10 protein-coding genes and 3 tRNA genes are annotated in these 14,608 nt (G+C 53.8%); 2 read left to right on the forward strand and 11 right to left on the reverse strand.

What is annotated here, in order from left to right; genetic code table 11:
- The first annotated feature begins 8 nt into the window (after positions 1-8).
- Positions 9-803 carry an enoyl-ACP reductase FabI gene (gene fabI / locus HBN68_RS15670; protein WP_047276587.1) on the forward strand — a complete coding sequence of 265 codons (795 nt, stop codon included), beginning with the start codon at positions 9-11 and terminating at the stop codon, positions 801-803.
- A gap of 246 nt (positions 804-1,049) precedes the next feature.
- On the opposite strand, the gene HBN68_RS15675 is transcribed toward fabI, so the two are convergent.
- From HBN68_RS15675 to HBN68_RS15715, 9 genes are all read right to left on the reverse strand, one after another.
- Positions 1,050-2,921, reverse strand: a complete 1,872-nt coding sequence (locus tag HBN68_RS15675; RefSeq protein ID WP_094993478.1) for a SurA N-terminal domain-containing protein — start codon at positions 2,919-2,921, stop codon at positions 1,050-1,052.
- 229 nt (positions 2,922-3,150) lie between these two features.
- Positions 3,151-3,423, reverse strand: coding sequence for an HU family DNA-binding protein (locus HBN68_RS15680; RefSeq protein ID WP_003183171.1), 273 nt, complete (start codon positions 3,421-3,423; stop codon positions 3,151-3,153).
- A gap of 147 nt (positions 3,424-3,570) precedes the next feature.
- Entirely contained in the window at positions 3,571-5,967 is a 2,397-nt protein-coding gene (gene lon, locus HBN68_RS15685) for an endopeptidase La (RefSeq protein WP_094993479.1), read from the reverse strand.
- Between the two features lie 164 nt (positions 5,968-6,131).
- Complete coding sequence (clpX, locus tag HBN68_RS15690; RefSeq protein ID WP_047276597.1) at positions 6,132-7,415, reverse strand: ATP-dependent Clp protease ATP-binding subunit ClpX; 1,284 nt, start codon at positions 7,413-7,415, stop codon at positions 6,132-6,134.
- Between the two features lie 106 nt (positions 7,416-7,521).
- Entirely contained in the window at positions 7,522-8,163 is a 642-nt protein-coding gene (gene clpP, locus HBN68_RS15695; protein WP_094993481.1) for an ATP-dependent Clp endopeptidase proteolytic subunit ClpP, read from the reverse strand.
- Between the two features lie 91 nt (positions 8,164-8,254).
- Entirely contained in the window at positions 8,255-9,565 is a 1,311-nt protein-coding gene (gene tig / locus HBN68_RS15700; RefSeq protein WP_047276601.1) for a trigger factor, read from the reverse strand.
- 359 nt (positions 9,566-9,924) lie between these two features.
- Positions 9,925-10,009, reverse strand: a tRNA-Leu gene (locus tag HBN68_RS15705).
- Between the two features lie 56 nt (positions 10,010-10,065).
- A tRNA-His gene (locus HBN68_RS15710) sits at positions 10,066-10,141 on the reverse strand.
- Between the two features lie 40 nt (positions 10,142-10,181).
- Positions 10,182-10,258, reverse strand: a tRNA-Arg gene (locus HBN68_RS15715).
- A 280-nt stretch (positions 10,259-10,538) separates the two neighbouring features.
- Here HBN68_RS15715 and folD point away from each other — a divergent pair.
- Positions 10,539-11,393, forward strand: a complete 855-nt coding sequence (folD, locus tag HBN68_RS15720; protein WP_094993482.1) for a bifunctional methylenetetrahydrofolate dehydrogenase/methenyltetrahydrofolate cyclohydrolase FolD — start codon at positions 10,539-10,541, stop codon at positions 11,391-11,393.
- Between the two features lie 112 nt (positions 11,394-11,505).
- Here folD and cysS read toward each other — a convergent pair whose 3' ends face one another.
- Both cysS and HBN68_RS15730 read right to left on the reverse strand, forming a co-directional pair.
- Positions 11,506-12,888 (reverse strand): cysteine--tRNA ligase, encoded by a 1,383-nt coding sequence (gene cysS, locus HBN68_RS15725; protein ID WP_169965188.1) that lies wholly within the window; start codon positions 12,886-12,888, stop codon positions 11,506-11,508.
- A gap of 21 nt (positions 12,889-12,909) precedes the next feature.
- Entirely contained in the window at positions 12,910-14,607 is a 1,698-nt protein-coding gene (locus tag HBN68_RS15730; protein WP_094993484.1) for a glutamine--tRNA ligase/YqeY domain fusion protein, read from the reverse strand.
- Position 14,608: the final 1 nt, after the last annotated feature.

Genomic DNA, 14,608 nt, shown 5'->3' on the forward strand with positions numbered 1-14,608 from the left:
AACAACACATGGGTTTTCTCGCCGGTAAGCGCGTCCTGATCGTCGGTGTCGCTAGCAAATTGTCCATCGCTTCTGGCATTGCTGCCGCCATGCACCGTGAAGGCGCTGAACTTGCTTTCACTTATCAGAACGAAAAGCTGAAAGGCCGCGTTGAAGAGTTTGCCGCAGGTTGGGGCTCAAGCCCTGAGCTGTGCTTCCCTTGCGACGTTGCCAGCGATGAAGAAATTGCCAAGGTTTTCGAAGACCTGAGCAAGAAGTGGGATGGTCTGGACTGCATCGTTCACTCCGTAGGCTTCGCTCCGGGCGACCAGCTGGATGGCGACTTCACCGACGCCACCACCCGTGAGGGTTTCCGCATCGCTCACGACATCAGCGCCTACAGCTTCGTGGCCCTGGCCAAGGCTGGCCGCCCGATGATGAAAGGCCGCAATGGCAGCCTGCTGACCCTGTCTTACTTGGGCGCAGAACGCACCATGCCTAACTACAACGTTATGGGCATGGCAAAAGCCAGCCTGGAAGCGGGTGTTCGTTACCTGGCTGGTAGCCTGGGCCCGGAAGGTACACGCGTTAACTGCGTATCGGCTGGACCAATCCGCACCTTGGCTGCTTCCGGCATCAAGAACTTCCGTAAAATGCTGGCCGCCAACGAAGCTCAAACGCCTCTGCGTCGCAACGTGACCATTGATGAAGTCGGCAATGCCGGCGCCTTCCTGTGCTCCGACCTGGCGTCGGGCATCAGCGGCGAAATCATGTACGTAGACGGCGGCTTCAACACCACCGCAATGGGCAACATCGAAGAATAAGTCTTCGCTGTCACTGCCTTTAAAACGCCCGGTGCAGCCACTGCATCGGGCGTTTTGCGTTTAAGGCAGGAACGCTTCCTACTCGGCCCAAGCATCATGCGTCGCAATGCGGCAGCGCCCTGATGACGGGATGATCCCACTCCCCTCTCTGAATCCAGTAGCGAAGACAGGCCTGTTTTAAGGCTAAAAAAATGGCCGCTCGATGAGCGGCCATTTCAATTGAGGCTAAATGCTTGATCTCACGCCTTAGTAGCGCTCGACTTTGGCCTCGTTTTCCAACTGCTTACGGAAGGCTGCGAAGTCCTGCTGACCAGCCCGCGAAGCAAGAACGCGACGATACGTAGCTTTCTCTTCTTCTGTCGGCTGGGCACCGTCATTCACACCATTCAAGCGCAGCACGACAACACTGCCATCAGCCAGGGTGACGCTGCTGAAGGTCGGCTTGTCCTTAGAGGCTGGTTTAGGCATGCGGAACACGGCTTGCAAGACAGCCGGATCGATACCTTCCTGACCTCGGGCAACCGCTTCCTCGACTTTCCAGGAGTGACCATCAATCGGCTGATTCAACGGCAACTTACCATCACGCAGACCTTTAATGATTTCCTCAGCCTTGGTTTTGGCCTCAGCACTGGCGTGCTCTTTCACCAGTTGTGCACGAATGCTCAAAGCGACAGCTTCCAGAGGCAATTGCTCCGGTTTGCGGTGCTCCTTGACGCGCAACACAACAACGGTTTCAGGATCAAGCTCAATGGCAGAGCTGTTCGCTCCCTCATCCATCACTTCAGTACTGAATGCGGCCTGGACCACAGCGCGGTTGGCTGCAACACCCTCTCCGCCTTCACGACCAAACGGTGCGGATGTGTGCACGGTCAACTTCAGCTCCTGGGCTGGCTGAGCCAGATCAGAGGCTTCAAATGCCGAATCTTCTAGCTGCTTGCTGGCATCGACAAAGCGTTGTTCAACCTGTTGTGTTTTCAGGTCACGCGTCAGCTTGTCTTTGAGGCTGGCAAAGGTCGGAACCTCGGGCGCTTCCACATCCAACAATTTGATCAAGTGGTAGCCAAAGCTCGTACGAACCGGCTCGGACACCTGGTCTTTGCTCAACGCATAAAGGGCTGTCTCGAATACCGGGTCGTAAACACCCGGACCTGCGAAACCAAGATCACCGCCATTGGCAGCCGAACCCGGATCCTGAGAGAACTCCTTGGCCAATACCTCGAAGCTTTCGCCCTTGGCCAGACGTTGTTGAATCTCAGTGATTTTGGCCTTGGCTTGCTCGTCGCCGACCTTGTCGTTGACTTCAATCAGAATGTGCGCGCCACGACGTTGCTCGGCCAAGTTGGCGATTTCTTTCTGATAAAGCGCTTGGAGCTCGTCATCTTTAACCGCCACCTGATCAAAGAAAGAGGATTTCTTCAATTCGATGTAATCGATCACGACCTGATCCGGCGTCATGAACTCTTTGGCGTGCTTGTCGTAGTAGGCCTTGATCTCGTCATCGCTCAATTTCACCGCAGCCGGATCGGCCTTGATGTTCAGCGAATCGAAATCGCGGGTCTGCTTTTCAAGACGGGCGAAGGCGTTGACTTGCTCATCGGTCACGAAACCACTGCCTGCCAAACCGGCACGCAACTGACCAATCAGCATTTCTTCGGCCAGCATGCCGCGGAATTGCAGACGGCCGTAACCCAACTGTCGGATTACCTGATCGAAACGCTCAGGGCTGAATTTGCCATCCACCTGGAACTCAGGCGTTTGCAGAATCACTTGATCCAGAGCGGCTTCAGAGAAGGAGAACTTCGACTGGTTGGCACCTTGCAACAACAGCTTGCGGTCGATCAACCCTTTGAGGGCCGATTCGCGCAGCATTTTCTCGTCCAAAAGCGATGCGTCAAAATCCTTGCCAAGTTGCTGCATCAGCTGACGACGTTGCATGTCGACGGCCTGGCTCAGCTCGGTTTGAGTGATTTCTTCACCGTTAACCTTGGCTGCATCCTTGCTGGTCGAAGTGGCTTGAAAAATGGCATCGAAACCGGTCAACGCCATTAACGCGACGATGACACCGATGATGGTCTTGGCAATCCAGCCTTGTGAATTGTCCCTGATATTTTGCAGCATGCTTCCCCCAGAAACGGTCTTGCTTAATGAACAACCGTGGAGCGTGGGTAGAGTCCGGATAGAAGAAAGGCGCATCCGAGGATGCGCCTTCTCGTAACTGGCGGAGCGGACCGGGCTCGAACCCGCGACCCCCGGCGTAACAGATCGATGTTGCCACCGACCGCACTACCGCTCCGCTGCCAAGCCTGGCGTGCGCCTGACCCGGTTGGGTAAAAGGTGTAACAGAAACTCAGTTAACGGCTTCTTTCAGCGCTTTACCGGCTTTGAAACCTGGCTTTTTAGCAGCTGGAATTTCCAGCGTTTTACCGGTCTGTGGGTTACGACCAGTACGAGCAGGACGATCGGTTACAGAAAAAGTACCAAAGCCAACCAGTACCACAGAGTCGCCAGCCTTAAGAGCGCCAGTGACGGATTCGATTACTGCGTCCAGCGCACGGCCAGCAGCAGCTTTCGGGATATCAGCAGATGCAGCGATAGCATCAATCAGTTCCGACTTGTTCACTCTAAGTCCCCTTATATCTATCTGAGTATGTTTCTAAAGTTTTTGGTAAAAGCAAAACGACTGCTTAAGCACTTACGGACACTTATAGAGCCGCTTTATAACAAGGGCTCTAAAAAGCGTCAAGAAAGCCCCTCAGGCGAATCCGTATTAATGCGTGCTAATTCTTTCCTTAGAGTCAGACTCTCGTTTGTCTTCCTTGGCGACAATCTCGGAAGCCACATCCGGCAAGGGCTCCGGCGCGTATTGCAGCGCAATTTGCAGGACTTCGTCAATCCATTTAACCGGTTTGATTTGAAGATCCTGTTTGATGTTGTCAGGAATTTCCTTCAGATCACGGACATTTTCTTCTGGAATAATTACTGTCTTGATCCCACCGCGGTGAGCAGCCAATAGTTTTTCCTTCAAGCCTCCAATGGCCAATACCTGACCACGTAGAGTAATTTCACCCGTCATCGCAACATCTGCGCGCACTGGAATCAGCGTCAGGGCGGAAACCAAAGCGGTGCACATCCCGACACCCGCGCTTGGGCCGTCCTTAGGCGTAGCACCTTCGGGCATATGGATGTGAATGTCGCGTTTCTCGTGAAAATCCAACGGGATACCGAGACTTTTAGCGCGACTGCGCACGACCGTAAGTGCTGCCGTAATCGACTCGACCATTACATCGCCAAGCGAGCCGGTCTTGATCAGTTGACCTTTACCCGGCACCACAGCGGCTTCAATCGTCAACAGTTCGCCACCAACCTGAGTCCAGGCAAGACCGGTAACCTGACCAATCTGATCTTGCTGCTCGGCCAAGCCATAACTGAATTTTCTTACACCTAAAAAGTGCTCCAGCAAATCAGACGTCACCACAACAGAGAAGCGTTTCTCCAATGCATGCTCTTTGACCGCCTTACGGCAGATCTTGGCAATTTGACGCTCAAGCCCCCGCACACCCGCTTCACGGGTGTAATAACGGATGATGTCGCGAATGGCCTCGTTGTCGAATGCCAATTCGCCTTTTTTAAGACCGTTGGCCTCGATTTGCTTGGGTGCAAGGTATTTGACAGCGATGTTGATTTTTTCGTCTTCGGTATAACCCGGCAGACGAATCACCTCCATCCGGTCCAGCAAGGCTGGCGGAATGTTCATGGAGTTGGAGGTGCACAGGAACATTACATCGGACAGGTCGTAGTCAACCTCGAGGTAATGGTCGTTGAAGTTGTGGTTTTGCTCAGGATCGAGTACTTCGAGCAATGCCGAAGCGGGATCGCCACGCATATCACTGCCCATTTTGTCGATTTCATCGAGCAAGAACAGCGGATTACGAACCCCCACCTTGGTCATCTTTTGAATCAATCGACCGGGCATCGAACCGATATAGGTACGACGATGACCACGAATTTCAGCCTCGTCACGCACACCACCCAAAGCCATACGCACGAACTTACGATTGGTTGCGTGGGCAATCGATTCGGCAAGCGAGGTTTTACCGACACCCGGAGGCCCCACCAGGCACAGCACCGGTCCGCGGATTTTCTTCACCCGCTTTTGCACGGCGAGATATTCAAGAATCCGCTCTTTAACTTCCTCTAGACCATAATGGTCAGCATCAAGGATGTCTTCAGCACGCTTGAGGTCCAGGCGTACTTTGCTCTGAGCTTTCCAGGGCACCTGAACCAGCCAGTCGATGTAAGAGCGAACTACGGTGGCTTCTGCCGACATCGGAGACATCTGCTTAAGCTTATTAAGCTCAGCCTGGGCTTTGGCCATGGCATCTTTTGGCAGCCCGGCTGCATCGATGCGCTTTTTCAGCTCTTCAATTTCGTTGTGGCCTTCGTCGCCATCACCGAGCTCTTTCTGAATGGCCTTCATCTGCTCATTCAGGTAGTACTCGCGCTGACTGCGCTCCATCTGCTTTTTGACACGGCCGCGAATGCGCTTTTCGACCTGCAGCAGATCAATTTCGGCGTCCAGCAAAGCAAGTACATGCTCAACCCGGGTTTGCAGATCAATAATTTCGAGAATTTCCTGCTTCTGTTCGATCTTGAGTGCCATATGGGCAGCCATCGTATCGACCAGACGGCTAGGCTCATCAATGCTGTTAAGCGATGACAACACCTCAGCCGGTACTTTTTTGCCCAACTGCACATACTGCTCAAATTGCGAGAGCAGGCTGCGTACAAATACTTCGGACTCACGCTCAGGCGCAGCCGCTTCTTCAATCAAGGAAACTTCGGCGCTCAAGTAGCCATCAGCTTGCCCAAATTTTTCCACAGCGCCACGCTGCTCTCCCTCGACCAGAACCTTAACGGTACCGTCTGGCAGCTTCAGCAACTGCAAAACAGTGGCAATCGTACCTACGCCATAAAGTGCATCGGCACTGGGATCATCGTCAGCAGGATTTTTTTGAGCCAACAGCAGGATTTGCTTGTCGCCCGTCATCGCAGCCTCGAGGGCCTCGATCGACTTCTCGCGTCCCACGAACAGTGGGATCACCATGTGCGGATACACAACAACATCACGCAACGGCAGGAGAGGCAATTCGATGGTTGTCTTCATGATTTCGCCTCTACGGCGGCCATACGGCCGTAATCAGATGGAAGTAAGCTTGAAGCCAAGATGGGGGCAGTCTCTAAAAAAAACAAGCGTTGATAGGCAGTAAAAACAAAGGGGCCCGAAGGCCCCTTTGTTAAACACGCACCATGTAACAAAGAGCTACACATTTACGCGTCTGGTGCAGCCTTGGCAGTCGCATCGTTGTTTTCATAAATCAACAATGGCTTGGACTTGCCTTCAATAACGCTTTCATCGATCACCACTTTACTCACCTCGGACTGCGAGGGGATTTCATACATGGTGTCGAGCAGTACGCCTTCCAGAATCGAACGCAGACCGCGAGCACCTGTTTTGCGTTCAAGTGCACGCTTGGCGACAGCTTTAAGCGCATCGGCACGAAATTCAAGATCAACACCTTCCATCTCGAACAACTTGCCATACTGCTTGGTCAACGCATTTTTAGGCTCAGTGAGAATCTGCATCAGTGCAGCTTCGTCAAGCTCATCAAGCGTCGCCAGAACAGGGAGACGACCTACGAATTCCGGAATCAGACCAAACTTGACCAAATCGTCAGGCTCGACCTCACGCAGGGATTCACCCACCTTCTTGCCCTCTTCCTTGCTGCGAACTTCAGCACTGAAGCCAATACCGCCGCGCGTGGAGCGAGCCTGAACGACTTTTTCCAGACCGGAGAAAGCGCCGCCACAGATAAAGAGAATGTTGCGGGTATCAACCTGCAAAAACTCTTGCTGAGGATGCTTGCGACCGCCTTGGGGCGGAACGGAGGCCACTGTACCTTCGATCAGCTTCAAAAGCGCCTGCTGCACGCCTTCACCGGAAACATCCCGGGTAATGGACGGATTGTCAGATTTACGCGAGATCTTGTCGATTTCGTCGATGTAGACAATGCCCATCTGAGCTTTCTCTACATCGTAATCGCACTTCTGCAACAGCTTCTGAATGATATTTTCAACGTCTTCACCTACGTAACCCGCTTCAGTCAGCGTGGTCGCATCTGCAATGGTGAAAGGTACATTCAGCAAACGAGCCAAGGTCTCTGCCAGCAGGGTTTTACCCGAACCAGTAGGACCGATAAGCAGGATATTACTCTTGCCCAATTCGACGTCGTCGTTCTTTTTGTCACGTTGGTTAAGACGCTTGTAGTGGTTATAAACCGCTACAGCCAAAACCTTTTTGGCACGTTCCTGACCGATTACATACTGATCAAGGATGCCGCTGATTTCTTTTGGCGATGGTAATTTATGCGCGCTGCTCTCGGCCTGGGCTTCCTGCACCTCCTCACGGATGATGTCATTGCACAGGTCAACGCATTCGTCGCAGATAAAGACCGAGGGGCCGGCAATCAATTTGCGCACTTCATGCTGGCTTTTGCCACAGAAGGAGCAATAGAGCAATTTGCCGTTGTCCTCGCCGTTGCGGGTGTCAGTCATTCGATCGATCCAAATCCGATAGGCTTGCAACACAAGATGAAGGCAACTGCAGGCTTTTTCAAGCCCACAGGTGACCGGAAAAACCAGCCACCTACATTTGAGCTGCTTAAGCGGGCATTTGACGCTTGCTGAACACCGAGTCGATCAAGCCATATTCGGCTGCACGCTCGGCACTCATGAAGTTGTCACGCTCGGTGTCACGCTCGATGGTCTCGAGGGATTGACCCGTGTGATGCGCCAACAGCGAGTTCAAACGATGACGGATGTTGAGGATTTCCTTGGCATGAATGTCGATATCCGACGCCTGACCCTGGAAACCGCCCAGTGGCTGGTGAATCATCATTCGCGAATTTGGCAAGCAATGACGCTTGCCCGGCGCACCACCAGCCAGCAGGAATGCCCCCATGCTGCATGCCTGACCGATACAAATGGTCGACACGTCAGGCTTGATGAACTGCATGGTGTCGTAGATCGACATACCTGCGGTTACCGAGCCACCAGGGGAGTTGATGTAAAGATGGATGTCCTTGTCCGGGTTTTCGGCTTCAAGGAAGAGCAGTTGCGCCGCTACCAGGTTGGCCATGTAGTCTTCTACAGGGCCCACCAGGAAGATGATTCGCTCCTTCAACAGGCGCGAATAAATGTCATAGGCGCGCTCGCCACGGGCGGACTGCTCAACAACCATCGGGACCAAGCCGCCAGCGGCTTGAATGTCAGAGTTCTGCTGCATATAAGAATTGCGGGACATGTCCTGCAGTCACTCCCAAATAGTTCTGTCTTGAATACGCATAAGCCAGCTCGAGGCTGGCTTATGGTTGTGTTTTCAAACGAATCTGAAATCAGTCGGCTTGTGGAGCTTCCACCGGCTTGACCGCTTCTTCGTAAGAGACCGACTTGTCGGTCACCTTAGCCTTCTGCAGAACAGTATCCACAACTTGTTCTTCCAGCACAACCGAACGAACTTCGTTCAATTGCTGGTCATTTTTGTAGTACCAGGCCACAACCTGCTCCGGCTCTTGGTAAGCAGAAGCCATTTCCTGAATCATTTCACGAACGCGATCTTCGTCTGGCTTCAGATCGAACTGCTTAACCACCTCGGCCACGATCAGACCCAGTACAACGCGACGCTTGGCTTGCTCTTCGAACAGCTCGGCTGGCAGTTGATCCGGCTTGATATTGCCGCCGAACTGCTGAACGGCCTGAACGCGCAGACGGTCAACTTCGCTCGACAACAGCGCCTTCGGCACTTCGATCGGGTTGGCAGCCAGCAGGCCTTCCATCACCTGGTTCTTAACCTTGGACTTAATCGCCTGACGCAGCTCACGCTCCATGTTCTTACGAACTTCGGCGCGGAAACCTTCAAGGCCTGTCTCTTTGATACCGAACTGAGCGAAGAATTCTTCATTCAATTCAGGCAGCTTTGGCTCAGAAACGGTGTTGACCGTCACAGTGAACTCGGCAGTTTTGCCTGCCAGATCAAGGTTCTGATAATCCTCAGGGAATGTCAGGGTCAGAACGCGCTCTTCGCCCGCCTTAGCGCCCACCAGACCTTCTTCGAAACCCGGGATCATACGACCCGAACCCAGAACCAGCTGAGTGCCTTTGGCAGAACCGCCAGCGAATACTTCGCCGTCAACCTTGCCAACGAAATCGATATTCAGTTGGTCTTCGTTTTGTGCGGCACGCTCAGTGACTTCAAAACGAGTGTTCTGCTTGCGCAGGACTTCCAGCATTTTGTCCAGATCAGCATCAGCCACTTCAGCACTGAGGCGTTCGACAGCAATAGTATCCAGACCGGTCACTTCGAATTCCGGGAAAACTTCGAAAGTGGCGATGTATTCCAGATCCTTGCCTTTTTCAAAGACTTTAGGCTCTACCGATGGCTGACCCGCCGGGTTCAGCTTTTGCTCAACCACTGCTTCATAAAAAGAAGCCTGGATGATGTTGCCCAGTGCTTCTTGACGTGCATCAGCTTCGTAACGCTGACGGATCACGCTCATTGGCACTTTGCCTGGACGAAAGCCCGGGATCTTGGCCTTTTGGGCAGTCTGTTGCAGACGCTTGTTGACTTCAGCCTCAATTCGCTCAGCTGGCACGCCAATGGTCATGCGACGCTCAAGAGCGGAAGTATTTTCAACAGAAACTTGCATGGATATTCCTCGTTGCACAGACGTTAGCCGGCCGTTTCCGACCCCATAATCAAGGGCATGCATTCTAGTGGGTCAAACTCAAGAAGTCACCCTACCGCATTTGTACATGGAAACAGCAGGCGTATTAAGAAGGAGCAGCAAGCATTCGCTTACTCCCGGAAACACAACTTTTAACCCTAATTGCTGAACCAGAGCCTTCTGTCTATATAGAGGGCTCCATCCAGCCATACATCCGGACTCAACAAGCTCGACTCTTTAGCACGACTGCTAGCGTTTGAAAATTGAAAACGCAAAAACGAAAAAAGCGCAGCCCTTTTCAGGTGCTGCGCCTTTTTCAGCAAGTGGACGAACCACTAATTTGGTGCGGACGGAGAGACTCGAACTCTCACACCTTGCGGCGCTGGAACCTAAATCCAGTGTGTCTACCAATTCCACCACATCCGCATTTCAAACTTTTGAAGCAAAGACGCCAGACTATTAATCTGGCGTCTTTCTAAATATGGGGTGGACGAAGGGGATCGAACCCTCGACAACGGGAGTCACAATCCCGTGCTCTACCAACTGAGCTACGCCCACCATATTGCCTGTACCGCTTACTTGTGCCAAAGCTGCCTAATGGCGCACCCGGCAGGACTCGAACCTGCGACCATCCGCTTAGAAGGCGGATGCTCTATCCAGCTGAGCTACGGGCGCCTTATTAATCTGTACTCTGTGACGACTACAAACTAAGTGCTTTCAGTATCACCAAGCTAGACATCAACTTCGCTCTACCTTCTTAACCAGTGCTAGGCTGTGCCCGACAAGTGCGACGAATGTTATAGGTGAGTCGGTAAGTCGTCAACTCTTTTTTGAAAAAAGTTTAGAAATATAAAGGGGTTAGGGGAATAAGCAGACCAAGCGCCTTTGCCCTCACGCCATGGCATGCGAGAATGCACGCCCTTTTTCCACCCTTTTCGATGGTTAATCACGCGTAATGACTGCACAACTAATCGACGGCAAAGCGATCGCCGCCAGCCTGCGCCAGCAGATTGCCAAACGTGTTGCCGAGCGTCACGAGCAAGGCCTGCGCACTCCGGGCCTGGCAGTGATTCTGGTCGGCAGCGATCCTGCCTCCCAGGTTTATGTTTCGCACAAGCGTAAAGACTGCGAAGAGGTAGGCTTTCTTTCACAAGCCTATGACCTGCCTTCTAACACCACTCAGCAAGACCTGACCGATTTGATCGACCGTCTTAATGAAGACGCAAACATCGACGGTATCCTGCTGCAACTACCACTCCCTGAGCACCTGGATGCTTCCAAACTTCTGGAACGCATCCGCCCGGACAAGGACGTGGACGGTTTTCACCCTTACAACGTCGGTCGCCTGGCACAACGCATCCCGCTGCTACGCCCTTGCACCCCCAAAGGCATCATGGCCCTGCTGGAAAGCACAGGTCAAAACCTGTACGGCATGGACGCTGTAGTCGTAGGCGCCTCCAACATTGTGGGCCGTCCGATGGCAATGGAGTTGTTGCTGGCAGGCTGCACGGTGACGGTAACCCACCGCTTCACTAAAGATCTGGCTGGCCATGTCGGTCGAGCCGACTTAGTGGTGGTGGCAGCTGGCAAACCAGGCCTGGTCAAAGGCGAGTGGATAAAAGAAGGCGCTATCGTGATCGACGTCGGGATCAACCGCCAGGCTGATGGCAAGTTGGTGGGCGATGTGGTTTACGAGACTGCCCTGCCCCGCGCAGGCTGGATCACCCCCGTTCCGGGCGGCGTAGGCCCGATGACGCGTGCCTGCCTCCTTGAGAACACGCTCTACGCCGCAGAATCGCTGCACAGCTAAGCGCTCAAGCAATTCTGTCCGACGGCACCTGCGGGTGCCGTTTTTGTTGGCACTAAATATCCAGACAAACAAAAGCCCGCACGGAGCGGGCTTTTGTTTGTGCGGCGATTAATCAGTCAGCCAAACGCCAGGTGGTTGCGCCCTTACCGTCTTCGAGCACAACGCCCATTTCGGTCAACTGATCACGAATACGATCGGATTCAGCCCAGTCTTTCGCTGCACGCGCCGCCAAACGCGCCGCGATCAGCGCCTCTACCTGAGCTGCGTCGACCTTGCCCTCAGCACCTGCCTGCAAGAAATCGTCTGCTTCAAGCTGCAAGACACCCAGCACATCCGCCAATTGCTTGAGACGGGCAGCGAGGCCAGCCGCCGCGTTCAGATCAGCGTCACGCAGACGATTGATTTCACGGACCATCTCAAATAAGACCGCGCACGCTTCCGGCGTCCCGAAATCGTCATTCATCACCTGAGTAAAACGCTCTACAAACGCCTCACCACCCGCAGGCTCAGCTTTCGGCAAGCCTTTGAGCGCATGGTAGAAACGCTCAAGAGCGGCTTTTGCGTCTTTCAGGTTGTCTTCCGAATAATTGATCGCGCTGCGGTAGTGACTGGACACCAACAGATAACGCACCACTTCCGGGTGATATTTCTCCAACACGTCGCGAATGGTGAAGAAGTTGTTCAAGGATTTGGACATCTTCTCGCCATTGATGCGGATCATCCCGCAGTGCATCCAGGCATTGGCATAGGTCTTGCCCGTAGCCGCCTCACTCTGGGCGATTTCGTTTTCATGGTGCGGGAACTCAAGATCGCTGCCGCCACCGTGAATATCGAACGTTTCACCCAGGCAGCAAGTGGACATCACCGAGCATTCAATGTGCCACCCCGGACGCCCCGGCCCCCACGGCGACTCCCAGCTCGGCTCACCCGGCTTGACGCCTTTCCACAAGACGAAATCCAGTGGATCGTCCTTGGCTTCGTCGACTTCTATGCGCGCACCGATACGCAGGTCTTCAATCTTCTTGCGCGACAACTTGCCGTAGCCCATGAACTTGGCCACGCGGTAGTACACGTCACCGTTACCCGGCGCGTAGGCAAAGCCCTTGTCGATCAAGGTCTGAATCATCGCGTGCATGCCAGCAATGTGGTCAGTCGCACGCGGTTCCATGTCCGGCTTGCGGATATTGAGCCGCGCTTCATCCTCATGCATTGCAGCAATCATGCGCTCGGTCAGCGCAGTGAAGGATTCATTATTTTGGACCGCACGGTTAATAATCTTGTCGTCGATATCCGTGATGTTGCGCACGTAGGTCAAGTCATACCCGCTGAAGCGCAACCAGCGGGTGATCAGGTCGAAAGCAACCATGCTGCGACCATGACCCAAATGGCAATAGTCATAGACGGTCATGCCGCACACGTACATGCGCACTTTATTGCCGTCCAGCGGCTTGAAAACTTCTTTGCTCTTGGTGAGCGTGTTGTAGATCGTTAGCACGACGACTTCCTTAAAACTGACTCACTGACCCCAAGAATCGCGCAGGGTCACAGTGCGGTTGAATACCGGGCGACCAGGTTTCGAGTCCTTGATATCCGCGCAGAAGTAACCTTCGCGCTCGAACTGGAAACGGTCTTCAGGCTGTGCATTACCAAGAGAAGGCTCAGCACGACAGCCGGTCAGGACCTGCAACGAGTCAGGGTTGATGTTTTCAAGGAAACCCGCACCGTCCTCAGCCTTTTCAGGGTTCGGCGAACGAAACAGACGATCATAAAGGCGCACTTCACACTCAACGCTGGCAGCTGCTGGCACCCAGTGCACGACCCCTTTGACCTTGCGGCCCTCCGGGTTTTTGCCCAGGGTTTCAGGATCGTACGAGCAGCGAAGCTCGACGATATTCCCCGCTGCGTCCTTGATCGCTTCATCTGCGCGGATCACATAGCTGCCACGCAAACGCACTTCGCCCGCAGGCTCAAGGCGCTTGTACCCTTTAGGCGGCTCTTCCATGAAGTCATCACGGTCGATATAGATCTCGCGTGCGAACGGCAGCACACGGATACCCATGTCTTCTTTGGGATGGCAAGGCAGCTCAAGGTTTTCAACCTGACCTTCCGGGTAGTTGGTAATCACGACCTTCAGCGGACGCAAAACGCACATGGCACGCGGCGCGCTACGATCCAGGTCGTCGCGGATGCTGAATTCCAGCATGCCGAAATCGACCACTCCGTCGGACCGGTTGGTGCCTACCATGTCGCAGAAGTTACGGATCGACTTGGGCGTGTAGCCACGGCGGCGGAAACCCGACAACGTGGACATGCGCGGGTCGTCCCAGCCATTGACATGCTTTTCATCAACCAACTGCTTGAGCTTGCGCTTGCTGGTGATGGTGTAGTTCAGGTTCAGGCGCGAGAACTCGTACTGACGAGGCTTGCTCGGCACCGGCAAGTTGTCGAGGAACCACTCGTACAGAGGGCGGTGACCTTCAAACTCCAGCGTGCAGATCGAATGGGTAATCCCTTCGATGGCGTCAGATTGACCATGGGTGAAGTCATAGTTCGGGTAGATGCACCACTTATCGCCAGTCTGATGGTGATGAGCATGGCGAATGCGATACAGAATCGGGTCGCGCAGGTTCATGTTCGGCGAAGTCATGTCAATTTTGGCGCGCAACACACGCTTGCCATCTTCGAACTCCCCCGCCTTCATGCGCGCAAACAGGTCGAGGTTTTCTTCGACGCCACGATCACGGAACGGGCTGTTTTTACCTGGCTCAGTCAAGCTACCGCGGTACTCTTTGGCCTGCTCGGGAGTCAGGTCGCAGACGTAGGCCTTGCCCTCTTTAATGAGGTAAACCGCCCACTCGTGCAACTGGTCAAAATACTGAGAGGCATAGCGCACTTCGCCGGACCATTGAAAGCCCAGCCATTTGACATCACTTTCGATGGCATCAATGTATTCCTGGTCTTCCTTGGCCGGGTTGGTGTCGTCAAAACGCAGGTGCGTGACACCACCAAACTCTTCAGCCAGCCCGAAGTTCACGCAAATGGATTTGGCGTGACCAATGTGCAGGTAACCGTTGGGCTCAGGCGGGAAGCGGGTCACGATCTGTTTGCATTTACCCGAGTCAAGGTCAGCCTGAACGATTGGACGCAGGAAATTGGCCGGGACAGCTGGGCCAGCCTTTGGATTCAGAGTGGGGTCGACAGTGGGCTTGCTCATA

Source organism: Pseudomonas sp. WS 5078 (genome assembly GCF_012985745.1).
Classification (GTDB): Bacteria; Pseudomonadota; Gammaproteobacteria; order Pseudomonadales; family Pseudomonadaceae; genus Aquipseudomonas; species Aquipseudomonas lundensis_A.

Coding starts and splice junctions, on each gene's coding strand:
- HBN68_RS15730 (WP_094993484.1), bottom strand. CDS start 14,607: ATGAGCAAGCCCACTGTCGACCCCACTCTGAATCCAAAGGCTGGCCCA.
- HBN68_RS15675 (WP_094993478.1), bottom strand. CDS start 2,921: ATGCTGCAAAATATCAGGGACAATTCACAAGGCTGGATTGCCAAGACC.
- tig (WP_047276601.1), bottom strand. CDS start 9,565: ATGCAAGTTTCTGTTGAAAATACTTCCGCTCTTGAGCGTCGCATGACC.
- folD (WP_094993482.1), top strand. CDS start 10,539: ATGACTGCACAACTAATCGACGGCAAAGCGATCGCCGCCAGCCTGCGC.
- clpX (WP_047276597.1), bottom strand. CDS start 7,415: ATGACTGACACCCGCAACGGCGAGGACAACGGCAAATTGCTCTATTGC.
- lon (WP_094993479.1), bottom strand. CDS start 5,967: ATGAAGACAACCATCGAATTGCCTCTCCTGCCGTTGCGTGATGTTGTT.
- fabI (WP_047276587.1), top strand. CDS start 9: ATGGGTTTTCTCGCCGGTAAGCGCGTCCTGATCGTCGGTGTCGCTAGC.
- clpP (WP_094993481.1), bottom strand. CDS start 8,163: ATGTCCCGCAATTCTTATATGCAGCAGAACTCTGACATTCAAGCCGCT.